Genomic DNA, 23,183 nt, shown 5'->3' with positions numbered 1-23,183 from the left:
CCGTCAGCCCCGGTGGCCGGCGGCCGGCGGCGCACCGACCACCCCAGCGAACCCCTGCCCGACCTGCCGACGACGCGCAGTCCCCGTGTCGACCCCGGCGCCGCCGAGCTGAGCGACCACCCGACGACGCCCGGTCCCGGCCGCAGCCGCGCCGACCGCCGCCGGGACGCGCTGCTCGGCGCCGGCGACGAGACCGACCGCCGCCGGCTCACCGGCCGGTCCGCGCGCCCCGCCGCGGCCGCGCGGCCGGCGGCCCCCGCCCGCCCGGCCGAGCCGGAGCGCCCGCCGGTCCCCGCGCCGCAGCCCGAGGCGCCGGCCGTCCGGTCCCGCCCCGCGCCGCCCGCCGCGGCCCGCCCGCGGGTGCCCGCGCCCGTGGCCGCCGGCGCGGCCACCCGGCAGGCCCCCGCGCCCCAGCCGCCGGCCCGCCCGGCGGCCGGGCCGCCGACCGCGCAGTCGCCGGCCGTCTCCCGCCCGGCGCCCCAGCCCCCCGCCGCCTCCCGGCCGGCGCCCCAGGCGTCGGCCCGCCCCGCGCCGCCCGAGACCACGGTCGCGCCGTTCCAGGCGGTCCCCCGGCCCGACGCCGAGGCCGCCGAGCCGGCGGCGGCGCCCCTGGACCCCTGGGACCAGCCGGCCCGCCCGCCGGCCCGGGGCCGGACCCAGACCCCGCCCGCGGCCGAGCCCGCGCAGCCCCGGGACCGCACCCCGGACGGGAGCCCGGCCGCGAACGGCTACCGCGACTGGACCCGCCCCTCCGGTGCGGGCACCGCGACGCCGGCCGCCCCGCCGACCGAGGCGATCCCCGACCGCGAGGTGTCCCGCGACCGCGTGGCGTCCGCGGACCGGGCGCCCGCCCCCGCGACCGAGGCGATCCCCGACCGCGAGGTGTCCCGCGACCGGGCCGGCGACCGCGCCCCGGCCGCGCCGCTGACCGAGGCGATCCCCGACCGCGAGGTCGCGGGCCGCCGGGACCGGGCACGGGGCGACGGGGACCGGCGGGACCGCGACGCCGAGCCGGAGACGGGGCCGTCGACCGGCGGCACCGGCGTCGTGGGCAACCGCGCCGCGGTGCGCGCCGAGCGCCAGGCGAAGGAGGCCGAGCGGCAGGCCCTGGAGGCCGAGCGCCGCAGGGCCGCGCGCCGGGCCGGGGTCTCCCGCGCCGCCCTGCGCGCCGCCGACGGCGAGGACGCGCCGCCGCGCCGTCGCACCGGGGTCGCGCTGCTGGCGGTCGTCGTCGTCGCGCTGGTCGTGCTCGGCGTCTACAGCTTCACCTCCCCGGCGGCGCAGGAGACCGGCTCGGCCACGACACCCACGAGCGAGCCGTCGGCGCCGGCGTCGGTGTCGGCGGCGCCCTCGTCGGGCCCGCTGCCCCCGCTCTCGGCCGAGCCGCTGCCCCCGGTGGAGCAGGCGCCGAGCACCCCGGTGCGGGTGCCGGTGACCGTCCTCAACGCCACGCAGACCGGCGGGCTGGCCGCGGAGGTCGCCACCGCGTTCGCCGCCCAGGGCTGGACGACGGCCGGTGTCGGGGCCTACCAGGGCGGGGACGTCGCCGCCACGACCGTCTTCTTCGACGAGGGCGACGAGTCGCAGCGCCAGTCCGCCCTGCAGCTCATGGAGGCCTTCCCGGGCATCACCACCGGGCCCGCGGTGCGGTTCTTCGAGGTGCCGGACGTGCCCGACCCCGGTCTGGTCGTCGTCGTCACCGGCGGGCTCCAGCCCTGACCGCTCCGCGTCGCACCCCGCCCCGACACCCGCGGAACCCCGGCGCGGCACCGTCCGTTGGCCGCAGCGTGCGTCCGTTCCGCGGGCCCGTGACACCCCGCCCGCGCCCCGGCGCCCGCGGGGTGGCCGGCGCCCTGCTCGCCCTCCTGCTCACCGGCACCCTCGTCGGAGCGCTGCCCACCCCGGCGGCCGCCGCCGAGGACGTCCGGACCGAGGACGCGCGCATCCCCTCCGGCTCGGGCGCCGACGCCGTCGAGCTGGACACCACGCTCTACCTCCCGGCCTCGGCCACCGCCGACGACCCCGCGCCGGCCGTGGTCCTCGCGCACGGCTTCGGCGGCAGCAAGCAGTCGGTCGCCGACGACGCCCGGGACCTCGCCGGCCGCGGCTACGTCGTCCTCGCGTACTCCGCGCGCGGGTTCGGCGCGAGCACCGGCCAGATCGGCCTGGACGACCCGCGCTACGAGGTCGCCGACCTGTCCACGCTGCTCGACCTGCTCGCCGGCCGCGACGACGTCCTCCTCGACGGCGACGGCGACCCGCGGGTGGGCGTGGCCGGCGGCTCGTACGGCGGGGCGCTGTCGCTGCTCGGCGCGGCCTACGACGACCGGGTCGACGCCATCGCGCCGCAGATCACCTGGAACTCGCTGACCGCCGCGCTCTTCCCCTCCCAGACCGGCGCCGCCGACGCGCAGACCCCCGCCGCCACGCCGCAGACCGCCGACGCCGGCGTCTACAAGCGGCTGTGGGCGGGGCTGTTCTTCGGCGTGGGCGCCGCGCCCACCGGCGGGCTGCTGGACGCGCTCGGCGGCGGGGGAGCGGCCGAGACCGAGGACGGCGAGGACACCGGCGGCACCGGCGGCACCGGCGGCACCGGCGACGCGGCCCCGGTCTCCGGCGACGCCCCGCCGACCCTGCCGGTCGACCCGTCGTCGGTGGACCCCGCGGCGGTGGAGCAGGCGCTGACCTGCGGCCGGTTCCGCGCCGACGTGTGCGCCGCCTACCAGACCGCCGCCGCCTCGGGCACGCTCACGCCCGAGGTGGCCGCGGTGCTCGACCGCAGCAGCCCGGCCGCGGTGCTCGACCGCGTCACCGCGCCGACCCTGCTGGTCCAGGGCACCGAGGACTCCCTGTTCGGCCTCGGCCAGGCCGACGCCAACGCCCGCGGCATCGCCGCGAACGGCACCCCGGTCAAGGTCGTCTGGTACGCCGGTGGCCACGACTCCCCGCCGTCGGAGCGGGAGGCCGCCGAGCTGCGTGACCAGGTCGCCGGCTGGTTCGACTGGTACCTGCGCGACGAGGACGACCCCGCCCGCGGCGAGGACCCCGGCACCGGCTTCGAGTTCCCCGCGCCCACCGGCCTCGGCAGCGGGCTGGGCAGCGTGCAGGGCGGCACCCAGAGCGTGCTCGCGGGCGCCTACCCCGGCCTCGACGGCGGGGACCCGGCGCAGCGGGAGAGCGTCGCCCTCGACGGCGGCACCCAGCCGGTGGTCACGCCCGCCGGTGGCACCCCGGCGGCGATCACCACCGTCCCGGGCCTGGGCGCGCTCGCCTCGGCGCTCGGCGGCCGGGCCGTGGAGATCCCCGGCCAGTTCGCCGCGTTCGCCAGCGACCCGCTCGACGAGGCGGTCGAGGTGGTCGGCGCGCCGACCGTCGAGCTCGCCGTCGCCTCGCCCACCGGCAGCGCCACGCTGTTCGCCAAGCTCTACGACGTCGGCCCCGACGGCGCGCAGACGCTGCCCGGCGGGCTGGTCGCCCCGCTGGCGCTCACCGGCCTGTCGACCGACCCGGCCGCGCCCACGGAGGTCGCAGTCACGCTGCCGGGCATCGTGCACCGCTTCGAGGCCGGGCACACGATGCGCGTCGTCGTCTCCTCGACCGACCAGGCCTTCGCCCTGCCGGCCGAGGCCACCGTCTACTCCGTCGCCCTCGCCGGGGCCGGCAACGGCGGCACCGCGCTGGCCGTGCCCACCGTCGAGGGGCAGCCGCAGGCCGACGGCGGCACCTCCCGCTGGTGGTGGCTGCTCGGCGCCGTCGTCGCGCTCGGCCTGCTCGGCTGGCTCGCCGCGGTGCTGTGGGGCCGCCGCCGGCGCCGGGTCACCTCGGAGGTGGAGCCGGACGGCGAGGACGTGCCGCTGCGCTTCGAGAGCGTCACCAAGGCGTACAAGGACGGCTTCGTCGCCGTCCGCGACCTGTCCTTCGAGGTCCGCCGCGGCCAGGTGCTCGGCCTGCTCGGCCCCAACGGCGCGGGCAAGACGACGTCGCTGCGCATGCTCATGGGGCTGATCCGGCCGAACTCCGGGCGGATCACCGTGTTCGGCCACGCGGTCCGCCCCGGCGCGCCGGTGCTGTCCCGGCTGGGCTCCTTCGTCGAGGGCACCGGGCTGCAGCCGCACCTGTCCGGCCGCGACAACCTGCGCCTGTACTGGGCCGCCACCGGCCGCCCGGCCGAGGACGCGCACGTGGAGGAGGCGATCGCGGTCGCCGGCCTCGGCGCCGCCATCGACCGGCCGGTGCGCCGCTACAGCCAGGGCATGCGCCAGCGGGTGGCGATCGCCCAGGCCATGCTCGGCCTGCCGGACCTGCTGGTCCTCGACGAGCCGACCAACGGGCTGGACCCGCCGCAGATCCACGCCATGCGCGAGGTGCTCCGCGACTACGCCGCCACCGGCCGCACGGTCATCGTCTCCAGCCACCTGCTGAGCGAGATCGAGCAGACCTGCACCCACGTGGTGGTCATGGCGAAGGGGCAGAAGATCGCGCAGGGGACGGTCGAGGAGATCGTCGGCACCGGTGGCGCGGTGCTCGTCGGGCTCGCCGACGACGCCGACGCCGACCGCGCGGCCGCCGTCCTGTCCGGGCTGCCCGGGGTCGCCGTCGAGCGCACCGACGAGGGCCTGGTCGCCGACCTCGGCCCGGGGACCCCACGCGCGGCGGCCCTGCAGGCGCTGGTGGGCTCGGGCGTCGCCGTCGACCAGTTCACGCCGCGCCGCCGCCTGGAGGACGCGTTCCTGGCACTCGTGGGGGAGTCGTGACCGCGACCGAGCACGTCCAGCCCACCGGCGCCGTCGCCGGCTACCGGCCCGAGCGGACGCTGCGGCTGTCGGTGGAGCTCCGCCGGCAGTTCAAGCGGCGCCGCACGATCGGCGTCTTCGTGGCGATGGTGGCGCTGCCGCTGGTGCTCATCGCGGCGCTGCAGCTGGGCGCGAGCGAGGAGGCGCAGACCAACAGCCGGATCAACCTGGTCGACGTCGCCACCGCCAGCGGGCTGAACTTCACGCTGTTCGTGCTGTTCGCGACGACGTCGTTCTTCCTCGTCGTGGTCTACGCGCTGTTCTTCGGCGACACGGTGGCCAGCGAGGCGCAGTGGGGCTCGCTGCGCTACACGCTGGCCACGCCGGTGCCCCGGACGCGGCTGCTCCGGCAGAAGTGGCTCGCGGCGCTGGTCCAGTCGGTGGGCGCGCTGCTCACCCTCGCCGTCGTCGCGGTGGTCGCCGGCGGCCTCGCGTTCGGGTTCGGCGAGATCGAGACGCCGATCGGGGTGACCCTGTCGCAGGGCGAGGGGTTCCTCCGGCTGGCCGGGATGCTCGGCTACCTCGCCGTGCACCTGCTCGTCGTCGGCACGCTGGCGTTCTGGCTGTCCACGGTCACCGACGCGCCGCTGGCCGCCGTCGGCGGGGCGGTGTTCACGACGGTCGTGTTCGCCATCCTCGACCAGGTCGAGCAGCTCGGGTCGATCCGCGACTGGTTCCCCACCGCGGAGGAGTTCGCCTGGACCGACCTGCTGCAGACACCGGTCGACTCCTCGGACCTGTTCCGCGGCGTGGTCCAGTCGCTGGTCTACGCCGCGGTCTTCACCGCGCTGGGCTTCCGCCACTTCACCCGGCGCGACGTCACGAGCTAGAGCGAGGCTCTGACCGCCTGGGCCCAGCCGACGCCCATCGCCTCGTCGGTCACCGACACGTTGGGGACGGCGCCCAGCAGCCCGGCCATGCCCTCGACGTCCGCGCCGTTGGCGGTGATCCACAACCGGCCGACGGCGGGCGCCATCTCCAGGTCGCTGACGCTGTCGCCGATCGCGACGGCGTCCGCGGGGTCGACGCCGCGCCGCTCGAGGTCCCACGCGATCGCCGCGCCCTTGGAGATGCCGCGCGGCATCAGGTGGTAGACGCGGGCCAGCTGTCCCTCCGGCGCCAGCTGCAGCCGGGCCGAGGCGGGGATCGCGCCGTTGTCCTTGAGCGTCAGCCAGCCGAACCCGCGCTCGGCCAGCCACGCGTCGACGGCGAGCGGGTCGACGAACCCGCGCAGCAGCGCGTCGCCGTCGTGCGTGGTGTGCCAGGGCGCGTGCCACTCCAGCCGGCCGGGGTGGGCGGCGCACAGCGCGTCGACGACGCCGAGCTCGGCCATCACGTCCATCGGCGTGCGGCCCGCGTACTCGGCGGGCAGCTCGCCGGTCAGCCCGTGCCGCTCCCGGCCGCCCTTCCACGTCACCAGCGAGCCCAGCTCGGCGATCGCGCCGTCGGCGGCGAAGATCCGCCCCGCCTCGGTGACCTGGTCGGCGGTGCGCCCGCTGACGATCACCAGCGCGACCCCCGCGGTGTGCAGCTCCAGCAGGGCCGCGGCCGGCTCGGCGGTGGGGGAACCGTCGGCCGCGTGCCAGAACGACCCCCGCGGTCCGACCATCGTGCCGTCGAGGTCGGTGTAGACGATGCGCGCAGCCACGGCGCCCAGCATGGCCGGGGCCCGGGGCGGTCCCGGCAGCCGGGTAGAGTCGGGCCCGTTCCACTCATCCAGAGGGGCAGAGGGACACGGCCCGGTGAAGCCCCGGCAACCGCGCTCGCGCGAGCGGCGAGAGGTGCCAATTCCGTCCCGCGCGGCTCGACGGCCCGACGCGGGGAAGATGAGGAGGTAGTCGTCGCATGACCCTGACCGCTCCCGGTTCCCTCCAGGCCGACTCCGCCGCCGGCGGCCCGGTCGCCCCGAGCCCCGCCCGCGGCCTCGTCTGTCGCAACTGCGGCGCCACCTTCGGCCTGATCGCCGAGCACGCCTGCGCGCAGTGCTTCGGCCCGCTCGAGGTCGACTACGACCCCGAGCTGATGGCCGCCGTCACCCGCGAGCAGATCGAGGCCGGCCCGCAGAACATCTGGCGCTACGCCGCGCTGCTGCCGGTGGGCCAGGACCCGGGCGACCGGGTCAGCCTCGATCCCGGCATGACCCCGCTCGTGCGCGCCGACCGGCTCGCCGCCGAGCTCGGCCTCACCGGCGGGCTGTGGGTCAAGGACGACTCGGCCAACCCCACCCACTCGTTCAAGGACCGCGTGGTGAGCCTCGCCGCCACCGCCGCCCGGGGGCTGGGCTACCGCAGGATCGCCGCGGCCTCGACCGGCAACCTGGCCAACTCGGTGGCCGCCCACGCCGCCCGCGCCGGCCTGCCGTCGTTCGTGTTCATCCCGTCCGACCTCGAGCCGGGCAAGGTCGTGCAGTCGGCGGTCTACGGCCAGACGCTGGTCGCCGTCGACGGCTCCTACGACGACGTCAACCGGCTGACCAGCGAGCTCGCCGAGACCGACGAGTTCGAGGACACCGCGTTCGTCAACCAGAACGTGCGGCCCTACTACGCCGAGGGCTCGAAGACGATGGGCTACGAGATCGCCGAGCAGCTCGGCTGGCGGATCCCGGCCCAGGTCGTCATCCCCATGGCCTCGGGCTCGCTGCTCACCAAGGTGGACAAGGCCTGGCGGGAGCTGGTGAAGGCGGGGATCGTCGCGGACACCGAGTGGCGGGTCTTCGGCGCCCAGTCGGCCGGCTGCGACCCGATCGCCACCGCCTTCGACAACGGCTGGGACGTCGTCAAGCCGGTCAAGCCCACCGGCATCGCCAAGTCGCTGAACATCGGCAACCCCGCCGACGGCCCGTACGCGCTCGACGCCATCCGCCGCACCGGCGGCGCCGTCGGCCGGGTCGGCGACGAGCAGATCGTCCAGGGCATCCGCGACCTCGCCCGCACCACCGGCGTCTTCGCCGAGACCGCCGGCGGCGTGACCGTGGCGGTGCTGCGGCAGCTGGTCGAGGACGGCCGGCTCGACCCGACCAGGGAGACCGTCGTCCTCAACACCGGTGAGGGCCTCAAGACCCTCGACCCGCTGCTGCCGGTCGTCGGCTTCACCCACCGCGTGGAGCCCTCGCTGCGGTCGGTCCGGTCCGCGGGGCTCATCGGCTGACCCCCGGCGGGGGCGTAGGCTCGCCGGCGACGTCGATCCGGCGGGTGACATCCCGCCCGATCGTCCCCGAGTCGTGTGTCCAGGATCTCCCCACGGCGGCGTGCCTGTTGTACCGTCTCGCGCGGTCGTCAGTTCCACGCACGTGTCCGACGGGCGGAAGAGCTGTACCCCGGTCCCCGGATCACGGGGACCGTCCGCACGCACCAACGTGGGAGCACACGTGGCACAGGGCACCGTGAAGTGGTTCAACGCCGAGAAGGGCTTCGGCTTCATCGCCGTCGACGGCGGCCAGGACGTCTTCGTCCACTACTCGGCCATCCAGATGGACGGCTACAAGAGCCTCGACGAGGGCCAGCGGGTCGTCTTCGAGGTCGTCCAGGGCGAGAAGGGCCCCCAGGCCGACGGCGTCCGCGTCGCCTGAGCTCCTCCGTACCCCCGTGCTGCGGCCCGGTTCCCTCCGTGGGAGCCGGGCCGCAGCCGTTCCCGGCCCACCGGTCAGCTGGGCGCCGTCACTGCTGGCCGCCCACGCCGCGGTCCTCGTCCTGCTGTCGGCCGTCTCCGGGGTCCTGCACCTCTCCGGGGTGCGCAGCGGCGGCCAGGACGACGCCGGCCGGTGGACCGGACCGCCGCTCGTGGTCCCCGTGGCGACGTGGGCGCTCGCGCTGCTCGTCGTCGTGGTGGTGGCGCGCGCGGTCGGGCCGCGGCGCCCCGGCCGGCTCGGGCACTGGCTGGCCGGCACGGCGTGCTGGGCGGTCCTGCCGTGGACCTGGCTGGCGACCGGCCTGACCGCCTCCCACCCCGAGAGCGGCTGGGTGTGGGTGACCGTCATCGGGTTCTCCGGCTACGGCTGGTCCTGGCTGGTCCCCCTCCTGCTCTTCGGGGCCGCGTTCACCGCCGTCCTGGCGCGGTTCGCCGACTGACCCACGCGGGAACAGGCGCCACCCACCCCCCGTTCTTGCACTCGGCAGGGGCGAGTGCCAGACTTCCGGTTGGCACTCGACAGTGCCGAGTGCCAATCAGGTCGGAACGGTGAGGCACAGGAGCGCGGGCCACATGGGAGCCCGCCGCGCCGGTGTCGTCCGTCGCGGGCGCCGGTCCCGGCCGTGCAGCGATCCATGCATGGAGGACATCACCACATGGCCAAGATGATCGCCTTCGAGGAAGAGGCGCGCCGCGGCCTCGAGCGGGGCATGAACACCCTCGCCGACGCCGTCAAGGTGACGCTCGGCCCCAAGGGCCGCAACGTCGTCCTCGAGAAGAAGTGGGGCGCTCCCACCATCACCAACGACGGTGTGAGCATCGCCAAGGAGATCGAGCTCGAGGACCCCTGGGAGAAGATCGGCGCCGAGCTGGTCAAGGAGGTCGCGAAGAAGACCGACGACGTCGCGGGTGACGGCACCACCACCGCCACCGTGCTGGCCCAGGCGCTCGTCCGCGAGGGTCTGCGCAACGTCGCCGCAGGCGCCAACCCGATGGCCCTGAAGAAGGGCATCGAGAAGGCCGTCGCCTCGGTCACCGAGTACCTCCTCTCGACCGCCAAGGACGTCGAGACCAAGGAGCAGATCGCCGCCACCGCGTCGATCTCCGCCGCCGACCCGGCCATCGGTGAGCTCATCGCCGAGGCGATGGACAAGGTCGGCAAGGAAGGCGTCATCACCGTCGAGGAGAGCAACACCTTCGGCCTCGAGCTCGAGCTCACCGAGGGCATGCGCTTCGACAAGGGCTACATCTCGCCCTACTTCGTCACCGACGCCGAGCGCATGGAGGCCGTCCTCGACGACCCGTACGTGCTCGTCGTCAACTCGAAGATCAGCTCGGTCAAGGACCTGCTCCCGCTGCTGGAGAAGGTCATGCAGTCGGGCAAGCCGCTGGCCATCATCGCCGAGGACGTCGAGGGCGAGGCCCTCGCGACCCTGGTCGTGAACAAGATCCGCGGCACCTTCAAGTCGCTGGCCGTCAAGGCCCCCGGCTTCGGCGACCGCCGCAAGGCCATGCTGACCGACATCGCCATCCTCACCGGTGGCCAGGTCATCAGCGAGGAGGTCGGCCTCAAGCTCGACACCGCCGACGTCTCCCTGCTGGGCCGCGCCCGCAAGGTCGTCGTCACCAAGGACGAGACGACGATCGTCGAGGGCGCCGGTGACAGCGACCAGATCGCCGGCCGGGTGAACCAGATCCGCGCCGAGATCGAGAAGTCGGACTCCGACTACGACCGCGAGAAGCTGCAGGAGCGCCTGGCCAAGCTGGCCGGTGGCGTCGCCGTCATCAAGGCCGGCGCCGCGACCGAGGTCGAGCTCAAGGAGCGCAAGCACCGCATCGAGGACGCGGTGCGCAACGCCAAGGCCGCCGTCGAGGAGGGCATCGTCGCCGGTGGTGGCGTCGCCCTCGCGCAGGCCACCGCCGTCGCCTTCGAGAAGCTCGACCTCGAGGGTGACGAGGCCACCGGTGCCAACATCGTGCGCGTCGCGCTCGAGGCGCCGCTGAAGCAGATCGCCGTCAACGCCGGCCTCGAGGGCGGCGTCGTGGCGGAGAAGGTGCGCAACTCCGAGGTGGGCCACGGCCTCAACGCCGCCACCGGCGAGTACGTGGACCTGGTCTCGGCCGGCATCATCGACCCGGCCAAGGTCACCCGCTCGGCGCTGCAGAACGCCGCCTCCATCGCGGCGCTCTTCCTCACCACCGAGGCCGTCATCGCCGACAAGCCGGAGAAGGCCGCCCCGGCCATGCCCGGTGGCGACGGCGGCATGGGCGGCATGGACTTCTGAGTCCCGCCCCCTCGTAACACCAGCAACGCCCGGCAGGGGCGGTCCCGCATCGCGCGGGGCCGCCCCTGTCGGCGTTCACGGGCGTCTCGACGGGCCGAACACACGCCGGATGCCCCCTCCCGACGGCGGAGAGGGCGCTGGCCGTGTGTTCGGCTCCCGAGTCCTGCTCACGCTCGCCGGCGCGCGACTGCGGGGGAGACGTCGTCCCCGGCGCGTCCCGGGCGGCGGGGTCCCCGCAGGTGCCGGCCCGAGGTGGGTCAGGCCGGCGGCGGCCCGGCGCCGGCGGGGTCCTCGATCGGCACGGGCCGGTCGCGCTCGCGCGGCGTGCCGTCGGGGAGGGTGTCGCGGCGGACGTGGCCCAGGGCGGCGCACCACCAGTCGGCCAGGGCCCGGTGGTCGCGGGCGTCGATGCAGAGGTCCTCGAAGCGGGCGGGTGCGTCGGCCACGTGCCCACCCCACCACGGGCACGCACAGGCCGAGGGCCCGTCACCGGCGGTGGTGACGGGCCCTCGGGGTGCGGCCGGTCGCCGGGGCCCGGGGAAGCCCCGGCGACCGGCCTGGCTCAGCGCGATCGCGTCATCGGGGCGACCGTGCTGCCGCCGGAGTCCGAGACCACGTTGAACAGGTTGCTGGCCGGCAGCACCGGGCCGTTGCGGAGGTCGACCGACCAGGTGCCGTCGGCCAGGACCGGCACGTTGAGCTGGATGACCGCACCGCTGCCCGTGACGTCGCCGATCCGGAGGTGCACCCGGTTGGCGGTGGTGTCCTGGACGGTGCCGGAGATCCGGTACTCGCGCCGGTCGGAGCGGTACTGGGCCCGGCTGATCGTCACCACGTCCGCCGGCTTGACGACCGCGTTGACACCCGTGGCCGTGGTGCTGCCCGTGCGCTGCTCACCGGCGACGGCGAACACCTGGACGGTGTAGTCGACCCCGTTGGTCAGGCCGGTCACCGCGCCCGAGGTGGCCGTGGCCGCGACCCGTGCGGTCACCGGGGTGCCCGCGGTGCCGTCGGCGGCCGCCGGCGGCGTGACCACGATCTCGTAGCCGGTGAGCGGGCTGGTGGCGTTGCCCGGCAGAGCCGCCGTCCACTCGGCGCTGACCGACTCGTGGCCGGCCAGCACCCGGGTGAGGGTGGGCGCCGTGGGGGCGACCGCGACCGGGTCGGTCGGGGTCTCGCCGCCACCCGTGCCGCCGCCACCCGTGCCGCCACCCGTACCGCCGCCGGTGTCGGGGTTGGTCGGGTCGTCGGCCGGCGTGACGGTGCCGTCGGCGTTCAGCGTGCCGAGCTCGACCACCGGGCTCCACAGGCCGTTGGTCGCCTCGAGGATCATCGGGTAGGCCTGGCCCTCGACGAGGCCGTGGACGGTCGCCGAGTTCTCCCCCTCGCTGGCGCCCTGGCGGACGGCGATCTCCTGGCCGGTGACGGTGTCGATGACGGCCACCCGGTACTCGGAGACCGGGTTGGCGTCCGCGGGCTGGGCCGGGGTCGTCCAGGAGAGCGTGACGTCCGTGCCGCTGCGCGTGGCCTCGACGGTGGTCGGCGGCACCGGTGCCTGGTTGGCGGGGCCGGAGGGGCACCCACCGAAGCCGGGGCCGTCCGTCTCGCCGAACTCGTAGAGCGAGTTGCCGAGGGCCAGCTCGCCCGAGTCCTGCATCCAGGAGGTCACCACGTGCTCGCCGTCGAGCACGCGCTCGGCGTCGGCGGCCGAGTACATGCCGAAGGTCACCGAGAAGGTGCCGTTCTCGGCGGTGCCGGTGACCTCGTACCCGGGCCCGCCGTTGGGCTCGGCGGGGTCGACGACGGGCGTCCAGCCGATGGCGCGCTCCCCGATGAGGGTCGGGGGCGTGCTGGGGTCGGGGCGGCGCATCTCCGGGTTGACCACCTCGACGACGAAGCGCGAGAGGTCGAACCGGGTGCCGAAGTCGTCGCCGTAGGTGCCGCTGATGGTCACCGACCCCTCGACGTCGCCCTCGGTCGCCGTGGCCGCGAAGTCGGTGTGCGTGACGCTGGTGATCTTCGCCGAGCTGACGTAGGCGCCGTCGGTGAAGGCGGTCTCGCTGAACCGCACCTCGACGAGGTCACCGCCCCGGATGTCGGGCGTCACGCCGGTCCAGCACGAGCCACCGGGGTGGTTGAACTCCAGGAAACCGGTCGCGTCGACGACGCCCTCGCCGATGCCGACCTGCTGCCCGTTGCGCGAGACGGTCACGGTCGCCGTCTCGCCGGCCTGGTCGGTGTAGCCCTCGAGGGCGACCATGTCGCGCTTGGGGAAGATCTCGATGTTGCCCGGTCCCAGGGGCGGGTTGCCGGCCTGGGCGGTGGCCGCGAAGGTCACCGCCGCGCCGGTGACCGCGACGGCGGCCAGGCCGCCGGCGATCAGCCGCTTGCGGGAACGGGTCGTTCGCGACGCGGGGGGAACGGCTCGGTGCGCACCCCCGCGACCGCCGTGCAGGGTCGGTCGTGTCCTGGTCATCGCCTACTCCGTGGTCGCCGCCGCGCCCTCCGTGGGCCCGGTTCGTGGTGGGCGACACGCTCGTCCGGAGCCGGTGCGGCAGGCAGCCGTGGCGAGGGGGAGCACGACCCCCCAATGCAAGGGGTGCGTCCCACCCGGCGGGCCGGGGTAGGCGGTTGCCCATGGCCGTGGTGATCGGGACCTCGGGGTGGCAGTACCGCGACTGGCGCGGCCGCTTCTATCCCCAGCGCCTGCCGCAGCGGCTGTGGCTGGAGCACCACGCGCGGCACTTCGCCACCGTCGAGAGCAACGCCGCCTTCTACCGGCTGCCCGCCCGGGACACCTTCGCCGCCTGGCGCGAGCGCACCCCGCCCGACTACCGCTGGGCGGTCAAGGCCAGCCGCTTCCTCACCCACGTCAAGCGGCTGCGCGAGCCCGAGGAGCCGGTGGCCCGGCTGGTGGAGCACGCCGCGGGCCTCGGCGACCGGCTCGACGTCGTCCTGCTGCAGCTGCCGCCGACGCTCAGGGCCGACGCCGGCCTGCTGCGGGACTGCCTCGCCTGCTTCCCACCGGGCATCCGGGTCGCCGTCGAGCCCCGGCACGAGACGTGGTGGACCGACGAGGTCCGGGCCCTGCTGGAGCGCTACGGCGCCGCGCTGTGCTGGGCCGACCGCGCCGAGCGGCCGGTGACGCCGCTGTGGCGGACGGCGGGCTGGGGCTACCTCCGCCTGCACACCGGCGCGGACGGCTGGGCCTACCCGCCGGCGGTGCTCGAGCAGTGGGCGCAGCGCCTGGCCGAGGCGTACGCCGACGACGAGGACGCGTTCGTCTACCTGAACAACGACCCGGGCGGCGCCGCCGTCGTCGACGCGGTCACCCTGGCCGGCGCGGTCCGCCGGGCCGGCCGCACGCCCACCCGGGTGCCGACCCCGGAGGAGGCGACCGGCGCGGCGTGGGTGGCTGCCTGATCAGCCGAGCACGTGCGGGTCCTCGCGGTGCCGCACGCCGAGCTGCTCGGCGGCGCGGCCCAGGATCTCCTGCACGGCGAGGGTGTCGGCCAGCGGCACGACCGCGGACTCCGTGCGCCCCTCCTGCAGGCAGCGGGTGACCTCGGCGAGCTCGTGGGAGTACCCGACGCCGGTCGCCGGGCGGGTGATCTCCTCGGGCTCGGCGCCCGTGCGGTGCAGCACGAGCGTGGCCGGGTGGTGGAAGCGGGGGAGGACGTCGATCCAGCCGCCGGTGCCGAACACCCGCGCCTGCCCCGGCGTCGGGTAGCGCAGCGAGGTGGTGAGCGTGGCCGAGCGGCCGTCCGCCCAGCCGAGCAGCAGCGCCGCCTCGGCGTCGGCGCCGGTGGGGTAGGTGGACCCGGCGGCGGTGACGGTGTCGGGGGTGCCCAGCACCATCTGGGCGAAGGAGACGACGTAGACGCCGAGGTCGAGCAGCGCGCCGCCGCCGAGCTCGAGGGCGAACAGCCGGTCGGCGGGGTCGTAGACGCGGTCGACGCCGAGGTCGGCCTGCACCGAGCGCACCTCGCCGATCGCGCCGTCGGCGATCAGCTCCCGCATGCGGACGACGGCCGGCTGGAAGCGCGTCCACATCGCCTCCATGACGAACACCCCGTTCGCCCGGGCGGCGTCCACCACCTCCTGCGCGCCGGCGGTCGTGGCGGTGAACGCCTTCTCCACCAGCAGCGCCTTGCCCGCCTCGATGGCGGCGAGCGCGACCGCGTGGTGCTGCGGGTGCGGGGTGGCGACGTAGAGGACGTCGACGTCGGGGTCGGCGAGCAGCTCCGCGTAGGAGCCGTACGCGCGCTCCAGCCCGTGCTGCTGCGCGAACGCCTGCGCGCGGTCGGCCGAGCGGGACGCCACGGCCACCGGCCGCGCACCCTCCACGTGCGCGAAGTCGCCCATCACGCTCTGCGCGATGCGCCCCGGCCCGACGATGCCCCAGCGGATCTGCTCGCTCACGGCGACGACGCTAGTCGCCGGGCAGACTGCACCCCGTGGCCGTGCTGATCGACAGTCCCGTCTGGCCGTGGCGGGGGCGCCGCTGGTCGCACCTGGTCAGCGACGTGTCGCACGACGAGCTGCACGCCTTCGTCGCCGCCGAGCTCGGCATCCCGCGCCGGGCGTTCCAGGGGGACCACTACGACGTCCCGGAGGACCTCTACGACATCGCGGTGGCCGCCGGCGCCGAGCCGGTCGGGGCGCGCGAGCTGCTCGCCCGGCTGACGGCCGCGGGCCTGCGGGTCAGGAAGCGCGACCGCGCAGCAGGGTGAGCTCGGCGGCGAGGTTGGCCCGCGCCCGCGGCTCCCACTCCCGCGTCGCCGGCAGCCGGTAGAGCGCCGGCAGTGCCAGCAGGGACTCCAGGACGGCGATCCGCCCGGCGGTGAACACCTCGTCGGGCAGGTGCCCGTACTCCTCGCGGACGGCCGAGGCGTAGGCGGCGTAGGCCTCCGGCGGCCCGGCGAGGACGGCGAGGTCGGCGTCGCAGAGGACGGCGCCGTCCGCGTCGCCGTCGGCCGCGTCGTGGCGGGCGGTCAGCAGGACCAGCCGGACCACCTCGTCCACCCGCGCCGGCGGCACCAGGCCGGACAGGCCCGCCCGCGCCCGGTCGGCGCTGGCCTGCTCGTTGTCGCCGCGGGTGGGGTCGTAGACGACGTCGTGGTACCAGGCGGCCAGCGCGACGGCGGCCGGGTCGTCCGCGGCCGGGCTCAGCGCGCCGACCAGCCCGAGGACGGCGGCCAGGTGGTGCAGGTCGTGGTAGCGGCGGTGCGGCTCGCTCCAGGCGGCGACGACGGCGGCCCACTCGTCGCGCGCGGCGGGGGAGTCGCCGGTCAGGGCCGCGAAGTCCCCGTAAGCGATCACGCGACCCCGCAGCGGCGCACGGTGAGCAGCGCCAGCGCGCGGGCCACGGCGGTCACGTCGGCCACCGGCACCCGCTCGGCCGGGCCGTGCGCGAGGTGCAGGTCGCCCGGGCCCAGGTGCAGCGCGGGGACGCCCGCGGCCGCGTACAGCCGCAGGTCGGTGCCGGCCGCGACCGCACGTTCCGGCGGCGCCGCCCCGCCCGCGTCGACGACGGCGCCCCGGACCTGCCCGAGCAGCTCGTGCCCCGGCGGCAGCTGCCCGCTGGCGAACGCGCCGCCGGTCCACGTGACCCGCACCGGGTGCGCGGCCAGCCACGGGTGCCCGGCGCCGAACGCCGCCACCCGCTCCTCGAAGGCCGCGCGGGCCGCCTCGACCGGCTCGCCGAGCCGCACGCCGTAGCGGCCCTCGGCGACCAGCCGGTCGGGCACGCTGGAGGCCCAGTCGCCGGCGCGCACCGTGCCGATGGACAGCCCGAACGGGAACCGCTCGCCGGCGAAGCGGGGGTCGGCGTCATGCTGCCGCCCCGCCTCGAAGGCACGCAGGTCGGCGTGCACCTCGGCGAACAGCTCCACCGCGCTGACGCCGCGGTCGCGCGTCGCCGCGTGGGCGGCGTGGCCGGTCACCTCCAGCCGGAAGGTCAGCGCGCCGGCCGCGGCGGTGACGACGGCGCCGTCGGTGGGCTCGGGGATGACGCAGGCGTCGCCGCGGTGCCCGCGGGCGAGGGTGGCCCACGCGCCCAGGCCGCCGTCCTCCTCGCCGACGACGCTGTGCAGCGCCACCGGCCGGCGCAGCCGCACGCCCGCGGCCCGGATCGCGGCCAGCGCGGCGAGCGCCGAGACCAGGCCACCCTTCATGTCGCAGGCGCCGCGGCCGTGCACCCCGCCGCCGTCGACCCGCGGGGTGAAGGGGTCGCCGGCCCACAGCGCGCGGTCGCCGGTCGGGACGACGTCGGTGTGCCCGCACAGCACCAGCGCCGGCTCGCCGTCCTCGGCGCCGGGCAGCGTGCCGACGACGCCCCACGCCTCGTCGCGCTCGACCTCCTGGCCGGGCGCGTCCGGCGCGGTGGCGGCCGCCGCGAGGTCGATCGCCCAGCGGTCGACGTCGCAGCCCAGCGCGTCGAGCTCGCCGGCGACGAGGGCCTGCGCCTCGCTCTCGGCCGCGGTGCCGCCGACCGAGGGGACGGCGACCAGCCGGCAGAGCAGGTCGACCGCGGCGGCCTCGTCGACGGCGTCCAGGACGGCGGCCTCGGCACGGCTCAGGTCGGACACGGCTCGGCAGTCTGGCACGCACAGGCGCGGCGGTTACCGTCGCCGCCGTGACGCAGCCCCTCCCGCCGCCCGGCTGGTACCCCGACCCCGCCGGCAGCGGCGGTTCCCGCTGGTGGGACGGCCGGACCTGGACCGGGCACGTCCAGCAGCCGGCCCCGCAGCCCGTGCCGCAGCCCACCCCCGCACCGGCCCACCAGCAGCCCCAGCAGCAGGCCCAGCCGGTCCAGCAGCCGTACGGCGGCCAGCAGCATCACGGGGGCCATCAGCAGTACGGGGGCCAGCAGCAGTACGGCGCCCAGCCCCGCCGCTCGGTGCTGCACGACCAACCGGTGCTGCTGGTCAACCAGAAGACCAAGCTGGTCGAGCTCACCAACGAGTACGCCGTCCTCGCCGGCGACGGCACGCAGATCGGGGCCGTCGTCGAGGTCGGGCAGTCGGCGGCCAAGAAGGTCGTCCGGTTCATGAGCAGCCTCGACCAGTACCTCACCCACCGCCTCGAGGTGCGCGACGCCCACGGGCCGGTCCTGGTGCTCACCCGTCCGGCGAAGCTGGTCAAGTCGCGGGTCGTCGTCGAGACGCCCGAGGGCGCGCCGGTGGGGGAGGTCGTCCAGGCCAACGTGTTCGGCCGGATCCGCTTCGACCTGGTGGTGGGCGGTCAGCCGGCCGGCGCGATCCAGGCCGAGAACTGGCGGGCCTGGGACTTCTCCGTCACCGACCACCTGGGCACCGAGGTCGCCCGCATCACCAAGACGTGGGAGGGCCTGGCCCGCACGCTGTTCACCACCGCCGACCACTACGTCGTGCGGGTGCACGCCCGGCTGCCCGAGCCGCTGGCGAGCCTGGTGCTGGCCTCGGCGCTGACCGTCGACACGGCGCTCAAGCAGGACTCCCGCGGATTCGGCTGACCCGCGCGTGTCACGGCCGGGAGCGGGGTACCGTCGGTGGGGTCCGGACCGGGCGATCTGTGTCCCCGGGTGCCAATTGGATACCGCCTTCGCGGACCACCGCCCCGGCCTCGGCCGGGGGTCTGGAGCCGCGTCGTGCTTCTCGCCGCGAGGCGACCAGAGCCCGGTCCGGACCCTCCTCAGCTCCCCAGCACCCAGCCGCCGGGCCCGGCCAGGGCCGCCGCCTCCGCGGGCCCCCAGGAGCCCGGCTCGTAGGGGTGCACCTCCGGCCCGTCCCCGAGCACCGGCGCGACCGCCCGCCACGCCCGCTCCAGCCCGCCGCTGGTGGTGAACAGCGACCGGTCGCCGACCAGGACGTCGTAGAGCAGCGTGGCGTAGGGCGGCAGCGGCTCGCCCTCGGGCACCGCGCCCAGGTCCAGCGACGCCTCCGCCACCGACAGCTCCAGCTCCGGCCCCGGGCGCTTGGCCACCAGCCCGAGGTCCAGCGCGCCGGCGCCCGACAGCGACAGCGACACGGTGTTCCCGCCGCCGGGCACCGCGCCGACCGGGCCGTCGGGCCGGCGCAGCACCAGCGTCACCTGCTGCCGGCTCTCGGCCATCCGCTTGCCGGTGCGCAGCAGGAACGGCACGCCGCGCCAGCGGTCGGTGTCGACCCACAGCCGCGCCGCGACGAAGGTGTCGGTGCCGCTGTCGTCGGCGACGTCGTCGAGGTCCCGGTAGCCGGTGAACTGCCCCAGGACGACGTCCTCGCGGGCCAGCGGCCGGAACGCCGCCAGCACCGCCTCGCGGGCCTCCTGCAGGTCGCCCGGCGCCAGGGACACCGGCGGCTCCATCGCCACCTCGGCGGCCACCTGGAACAGGTGGGTGACCAGCATGTCGAGGGTGGCGCCGGTGGCGTCGTAGAACTCCGCGCGGTCGGCGACGTCGAGGGTCTCGGGGACGTCGACCTGCACCTGCGCCACGTGCTCGCGGCTCCACACCGAGGAGAACAGCCCGTTGGCGAAGCGCAGCACGTGCAGGTCCTGGGTGGCCTCCTTGCCCAGGAAGTGGTCGATGCGGAAGACCTGCTCCTCGTCGAGCACCGCGTGCACCAGCTCGTCGAGCTCGCGGAACCCGTCGGGGGAGGTGCCGTAGGGCTTCTCGTAGACGACGCGGGCGCCGTCGGCCAGGCCGTGGGCGTCCAGGGCCCGGGTGATGCCGCCGAACGCCTCGGGAGGGACGGCGAGGTAGTGCACGAGCTGGGCGTCGTCGCCGAGCTCCTCACGGGCGCGGGCCACGGCGTCGGGCAGCTGCCCGGGGTCCTCCGGGGCGAAGCCGCCGCCGGCGAAGCGCAGCCGCTCGGGCAGCCCCTCGGCGGGCTCCCCGTCGCCGTGCTCGGCCAGGGCGTCCCGGACCAGGTCGCGGAACTCGTCGTCGGAGCGCTCGCCGCGCCCGCTGCCGACGATCCGCCAGTCCGGCGGGAGCAGCCCGCGGCGCTGCAGGACGTCGAAGGCCGGCAGGACCATGCGCGCGGCCAGGTCGCCGGTGGCGCCGAACAGGACGAAGACGGTCGGGCGGAGGTCGGCCATGCGCCCAGCCTCGCCGCCCCGCCCCTCAGGCGCGCGCCGGGTGCGTCTGAGGGGGCCTCAGACGCCGGGAGCAGGTGAGGACTGCCCGGTCGCCCGATGCCCGCGCCGTCGCCTCAGCACGACCGTGGTCGCCGTACCCACCGGACGACGACACCGAGGAGACCGTCGTGAACACCTATCCCAACCCCGGACTCGAGGCCGAGCTCGCCTACCGGCGTGAGGTGCTGCAGGAGCTCGGCCGGGGCACCCGCACCCGCCGCGCCCCCTGGCGGTCCCGGCGGTCCCGCTGACGGCGCTGGTGGCCGTCCCGTCGGTGGCCCGTGCCACGATCGCCGACGTGGCGCGGTGGGACGAGCGACCCCTGGTGGGGCGGGCGACGGAGCTCGCCACGCTCCTGGCCGCCGTCGACCGGGCGGTCGCCGGCCGCGGCGCGGCCGTGCTGGTCGCCGGCGACGCCGGTGTCGGCAAGTCCCGCCTGCTCGACGAGCTGGCGGGCCGCGCGGCCGCCCGCGGCCTGCGGGTGCTGACCGGCCACTGCGTCGACCTCGGCGAGGTCGGCCTGCCCTACCTGCCCTTCGTCGACCTGCTGCGCCCCGTCGCCGACGAGCTCGGCGACGGGGCCGCCGCGCTGTTCGCCGCCCGGTCGGCCGCCGCGCGCGAGCCCGAGGCGGCCGACCTGGGCAGCCCGGTCCGCGCGCTGCGCCCACCGGTCGACGACGGCCGGCTGCAGCTGTTCGAGGCGGTCGCCACCGCGCTGTCCGGGCTCGCCGCCGACACCCCGCTGCTGGTGGTGCTCGAGGACCTGCACTGGGCCGACCGCTCCAGCCGCGACCTGGTCCGCTACCTGCTGGCCCGGCTGGCCGGCGAGCCGGTCGCCGTCGTCGCCTCCTACCGCTCCGACGACCTGCACCGCCGCCACCCGCTGCGGCCGCTGCTCGCCGAGCTGGTCCGGCTGCCCGGCGTCGAGCGGCTGGACCTCGGTCCGCTGCCCGACGCCGACGTCCAGCAGCTCGTGCGAGGGTTGGCCGCGGGCGTGCCCGACCGCACCGTCGACGACGTCGTGGCCCGCGCGGAGGGCAACGCGTTCTACGCCGAGGAGCTGCTGGCCGCGGGACTCGCGGGGGAGTCGCTGCCGCTGCTGCTCACCGACGTGCTGCTGGCCCGGGTGGAGCAGCTGACCCCGGCCGGGCAGCAGGTGCTGCGGGTGGCCGCGGTCGCCGGGCGGCGGGTGCGGCACGAGCTCGTGGCGGCGGTGGGCGGGCTGGCGCCTGCCGACCTGGAGGCGGCGCTGGGCGAGGCGGTGCACTCGCACCTGCTCGTCGTCGACCCCGACGGCGCCTACCGGTTCCGCCACGCCCTGGTGCGCGAGGCGGTGCTGGCCGACCTGCTGCCCGGCGAGCGGGTCCGGCTGCACGCCGCCGTCGCCGCCCACCTGGCCGGCGTCCCGGGCGCGGGCACCGCCGCGGAGCGGGCGCACCACCTGCGGGAGAGCAACGACCTGGCCGGTGCCCTGTCGGCGTCGCTGGAGGCCGCGGACGAGGCGCGGCGGGTGGCCGCCCCGGCCGAGCAGCTGCAGCACCTGGAGGCGGTGCTCGCGCTGTGGCCGGCGGTGCCCGACGCGGCCGCGCGGGCCGGGCGCTCGCAGGCCGAGCTGCTGCTGGACACCGCGGCCGCCGCCCGCCGCGGCGGGGAGCTGCACCGGGCGGTGGCGCTGCTGCGCTCGGCGCAGGAGCTGCTCGGCCCGGACGGCGACCGGGAGCTGCGCGCGCGGCTGCACTCGACCCTGGCGCAGGCGCTGGGCCGCATCGAGGACCAGGCCGCCGCGCTGCGGGAGAGCACGGCGGCGATGGAGCTGGTGCCGGCCGTGCCGCCGTCGCCGGTGCGCACCTGGGCCGCGGCCACGCACGCCCGCGTCTGCTACGACGTGGGCCGCCGAGCCGAGGGCGACGCCGCCGCCGAGGAGGCGCTGGCCGCGGCCGACGCGCTGGGGCTGGACGGCGCGTGGGCCGACGTCGCGGTGTCGCTGGCCCGCTCGCGTGGCGGGGAGGAGCTGCCCGCGCGGCTGGAGGAGGTGCTGGCCCGCGCCCGCCGGTCGGGGGACCCCGACGTCGAGATGCGGGTGCTGTTCAACCTGGCGATCGTCGCCTACGAGGCCGGGTGCTCGGGCGAGACGCTGCGCTGGAGCGACACGGCGCTGGCACGCGCCGCCGAGCTCGGCGTCGAGTGGTCGTTCTACGCCGCGGAGCTGCGCCACCTCGGCGTCGTCTCGCGGTACGTCGTCGGTGACTGGGACGGCAGCCTGGCGCTGGCCGACCGGCTGGCCCGGGTGCCCGAGATGGCCGCGCACGTGCGCGCGGCCGGGCTGCTCGTGCAGGTCGGCCGCGGCGACCCGGCCGCCGCGGAGCGGATCGCCTGGGCGCGCGGCCTGGTCGGCCGGCTCGACGCGCACGTGCTGCTGCTCCTGGCCACCGCCGGCGCGGAGATCGACGTGGCCGCGTGGGCCGGCGATCCCGCCACCGCGCTGGCCACCGCGCGGTCGGCCACGGAGACGCTGACCGGGCTGTGGGGCGACGACCGGCTGGCCGTCGTCCGGCTCGCCGCGACCGCGCTGGCGCCGGTCGGCGACGCGGCGGCCACGGCCCGGCTCACCGGGGACGCCGCCGCGGAGCGGGAGTGGACGGCGGCGGGGGAGTCGCTGGTGGAGATCGCCCGCTCGGCGGTCGAGGCGCACGCCCGGCTGATCGGCCCGCACGGCGTCGAGGCGGCGGCGTGGACCGCCCGGGTGGAGGCCGAGGCCGCGCGGCTGGCCGGGCGCCCGGCGCCGGAGCTGTGGGCGGCCGCCGTCGAGGCGTTCGGCTACGGGCACGTGTACGAGCAGGCCCGCAGCCGGTGGCGGCTGGCCGAGGCGCTGGTCGCTGCCGGCGACCGCGAGGCCGCACTGGAGCCACTGTCCGCCGCCGCCCGGACCGCGCGCGAGCTGGGCGCCGCGCCGCTGCTGGCCGCGGTCACCGCGCTGGCCCGCCGGGCGCGGCTGGAGCTGCCCGGCGCCGGGCGGGTGGTGGAGACGGCGGCGGTGTTCACCCCGCGCGAGACCGAGGTGCTGGCCCTGCTCGCCCGCGGCCGCACCAACCGGCAGATCGGCAGCGAGCTCTACATCAGCGAGAAGACCGCCAGCGTGCACGTCAGCAACATCCTGGCCAAGCTCGGCGCCGGCTCCCGCACCGAGGCCGTCGCCCGTGCCGCCGCCGAGGGCCTGCTGCCCACGGGCTGACGCCGTCCCCGCCCGTCCTGACGATCACGGCGCCGTGACCACCGACCGACGGCGTGTCGTGGGGGGGGGGGGGGGGGCCGGGGGGGGGGCGCCACCCTTCCTCGTGCCGCGGGGGTCGCGGCGGGCGCGCAGGGCCTCCCCCCG

19 protein-coding genes and 1 riboswitch are annotated in these 23,183 nt (G+C 76.6%); of the genes, 12 read left to right on the top strand and 7 right to left on the bottom strand.

Annotated features, from left to right (window positions below):
* Positions 1–12 precede the first annotated feature (12 nt).
* The 3 genes from ACI796_RS18220 to ACI796_RS18210 all read left to right on the top strand — a co-directional run bounded on the left by ACI796_RS18220 (position 13) and on the right by ACI796_RS18210 (position 5,623).
* The gene (locus ACI796_RS18220; RefSeq protein WP_456942633.1) at positions 13–1,719 is read left to right on the top strand and encodes a LytR C-terminal domain-containing protein; all 1,707 of its coding nucleotides are present in this window, start codon (positions 13–15) and stop codon (positions 1,717–1,719) included.
* Between the two features lie 89 nt (positions 1,720–1,808).
* Complete coding sequence (locus ACI796_RS18215) at positions 1,809–4,754, top strand: alpha/beta fold hydrolase (RefSeq protein WP_456942632.1); 2,946 nt, start codon at positions 1,809–1,811, stop codon at positions 4,752–4,754.
* A complete protein-coding gene (locus tag ACI796_RS18210) occupies positions 4,751–5,623 on the top strand; it encodes an ABC transporter permease (protein ID WP_456942631.1) in 873 nt (290 codons plus the stop codon). The genes ACI796_RS18215 and ACI796_RS18210 overlap by 4 nt, the downstream gene beginning before the upstream one ends.
* On the opposite strand, the gene ACI796_RS18205 is transcribed toward ACI796_RS18210, so the two are convergent.
* On the bottom strand, positions 5,620–6,441 hold the full coding sequence (locus tag ACI796_RS18205) for an HAD family hydrolase (RefSeq protein ID WP_456942630.1): 822 nt from the start codon (positions 6,439–6,441) through the stop codon (positions 5,620–5,622). The genes ACI796_RS18210 and ACI796_RS18205 overlap by 4 nt on opposite strands.
* Positions 6,442–6,502: 61 nt before the next feature.
* Positions 6,503–6,626: riboswitch (SAM riboswitch) on the top strand.
* Positions 6,627–6,638: 12 nt separating this feature from the next.
* On the opposite strand from ACI796_RS18205, the gene thrC reads away from it, so the two are divergent.
* The 4 genes from thrC to groL all read left to right on the top strand — a co-directional run bounded on the left by thrC (position 6,639) and on the right by groL (position 10,705).
* Positions 6,639–7,940 carry a threonine synthase gene (thrC, locus tag ACI796_RS18200; protein WP_456942629.1) on the top strand — a complete coding sequence of 434 codons (1,302 nt, stop codon included), beginning with the start codon at positions 6,639–6,641 and terminating at the stop codon, positions 7,938–7,940.
* Positions 7,941–8,160: 220 nt separating this feature from the next.
* Positions 8,161–8,361: a cold-shock protein gene (locus tag ACI796_RS18195; protein ID WP_075013019.1), complete on the top strand. Its 201-nt coding sequence runs from the start codon at positions 8,161–8,163 to the stop codon at positions 8,359–8,361.
* Between the two features lie 16 nt (positions 8,362–8,377).
* On the top strand, positions 8,378–8,860 hold the full coding sequence (locus ACI796_RS18190; protein WP_456942628.1) for a hypothetical protein: 483 nt from the start codon (positions 8,378–8,380) through the stop codon (positions 8,858–8,860).
* A 216-nt stretch (positions 8,861–9,076) separates the two neighbouring features.
* Positions 9,077–10,705: a chaperonin GroEL gene (groL, locus tag ACI796_RS18185; RefSeq protein ID WP_456942627.1), complete on the top strand. Its 1,629-nt coding sequence runs from the start codon at positions 9,077–9,079 to the stop codon at positions 10,703–10,705.
* A gap of 257 nt (positions 10,706–10,962) precedes the next feature.
* On the opposite strand, the gene ACI796_RS18180 is transcribed toward groL, so the two are convergent.
* Both ACI796_RS18180 and ACI796_RS18175 read right to left on the bottom strand, forming a co-directional pair.
* On the bottom strand, positions 10,963–11,151 hold the full coding sequence (locus ACI796_RS18180; RefSeq protein ID WP_456942626.1) for a VOC family protein: 189 nt from the start codon (positions 11,149–11,151) through the stop codon (positions 10,963–10,965).
* A gap of 116 nt (positions 11,152–11,267) precedes the next feature.
* Positions 11,268–13,181, bottom strand: a complete 1,914-nt coding sequence (locus tag ACI796_RS18175; protein ID WP_456942625.1) for a fibronectin type III domain-containing protein — start codon at positions 13,179–13,181, stop codon at positions 11,268–11,270.
* Positions 13,182–13,342: 161 nt separating this feature from the next.
* Between ACI796_RS18175 and ACI796_RS18170 the strand changes: the two genes are divergently transcribed.
* Positions 13,343–14,128, top strand: a complete 786-nt coding sequence (locus ACI796_RS18170; RefSeq protein WP_456942624.1) for a DUF72 domain-containing protein — start codon at positions 13,343–13,345, stop codon at positions 14,126–14,128.
* Here the strand turns inward: ACI796_RS18170 and ACI796_RS18165 are convergent, their stop codons facing one another.
* On the bottom strand, positions 14,129–15,127 hold the full coding sequence (locus ACI796_RS18165; RefSeq protein WP_456942623.1) for a Gfo/Idh/MocA family protein: 999 nt from the start codon (positions 15,125–15,127) through the stop codon (positions 14,129–14,131).
* 35 nt (positions 15,128–15,162) lie between these two features.
* Here ACI796_RS18165 and ACI796_RS18160 point away from each other — a divergent pair, with 35 nt between their 5' ends.
* Positions 15,163–15,438 carry a DUF4031 domain-containing protein gene (locus ACI796_RS18160; RefSeq protein ID WP_456928057.1) on the top strand — a complete coding sequence of 92 codons (276 nt, stop codon included), beginning with the start codon at positions 15,163–15,165 and terminating at the stop codon, positions 15,436–15,438.
* Here ACI796_RS18160 and ACI796_RS18155 read toward each other — a convergent pair.
* Both ACI796_RS18155 and ACI796_RS18150 read right to left on the bottom strand, forming a co-directional pair.
* Complete coding sequence (locus ACI796_RS18155) at positions 15,410–16,027, bottom strand: HD domain-containing protein (protein ID WP_456942622.1); 618 nt, start codon at positions 16,025–16,027, stop codon at positions 15,410–15,412. The genes ACI796_RS18160 and ACI796_RS18155 overlap by 29 nt on opposite strands.
* Entirely contained in the window at positions 16,024–17,295 is a 1,272-nt protein-coding gene (locus ACI796_RS18150; RefSeq protein ID WP_456942621.1) for an ArgE/DapE family deacylase, read from the bottom strand. The genes ACI796_RS18155 and ACI796_RS18150 overlap by 4 nt, the downstream gene beginning before the upstream one ends.
* 47 nt (positions 17,296–17,342) lie before the next feature.
* On the opposite strand from ACI796_RS18150, the gene ACI796_RS18145 reads away from it, so the two are divergent.
* Positions 17,343–18,200: a phospholipid scramblase-related protein gene (locus ACI796_RS18145; RefSeq protein ID WP_456942620.1), complete on the top strand. Its 858-nt coding sequence runs from the start codon at positions 17,343–17,345 to the stop codon at positions 18,198–18,200.
* Between the two features lie 179 nt (positions 18,201–18,379).
* Here the strand turns inward: ACI796_RS18145 and ACI796_RS18140 are convergent, their stop codons facing one another.
* Complete coding sequence (locus ACI796_RS18140) at positions 18,380–19,768, bottom strand: glucose-6-phosphate dehydrogenase (RefSeq protein ID WP_456942619.1); 1,389 nt, start codon at positions 19,766–19,768, stop codon at positions 18,380–18,382.
* Positions 19,769–19,935: 167 nt separating this feature from the next.
* Here ACI796_RS18140 and ACI796_RS18135 point away from each other — a divergent pair, with 167 nt between their 5' ends.
* A complete protein-coding gene (locus ACI796_RS18135) occupies positions 19,936–20,058 on the top strand; it encodes a hypothetical protein (RefSeq protein ID WP_456942618.1) in 123 nt (40 codons plus the stop codon).
* 8 nt (positions 20,059–20,066) lie between these two features.
* On the top strand, positions 20,067–23,039 hold the full coding sequence (locus ACI796_RS18130) for an ATP-binding protein (RefSeq protein ID WP_456942617.1): 2,973 nt from the start codon (positions 20,067–20,069) through the stop codon (positions 23,037–23,039).
* Positions 23,040–23,183: the final 144 nt, after the last annotated feature.

The organism is Geodermatophilus sp. SYSU D00525, from assembly GCF_054050475.1.
This window is presented reverse-complemented; position numbering and strand designations above follow the sequence as displayed.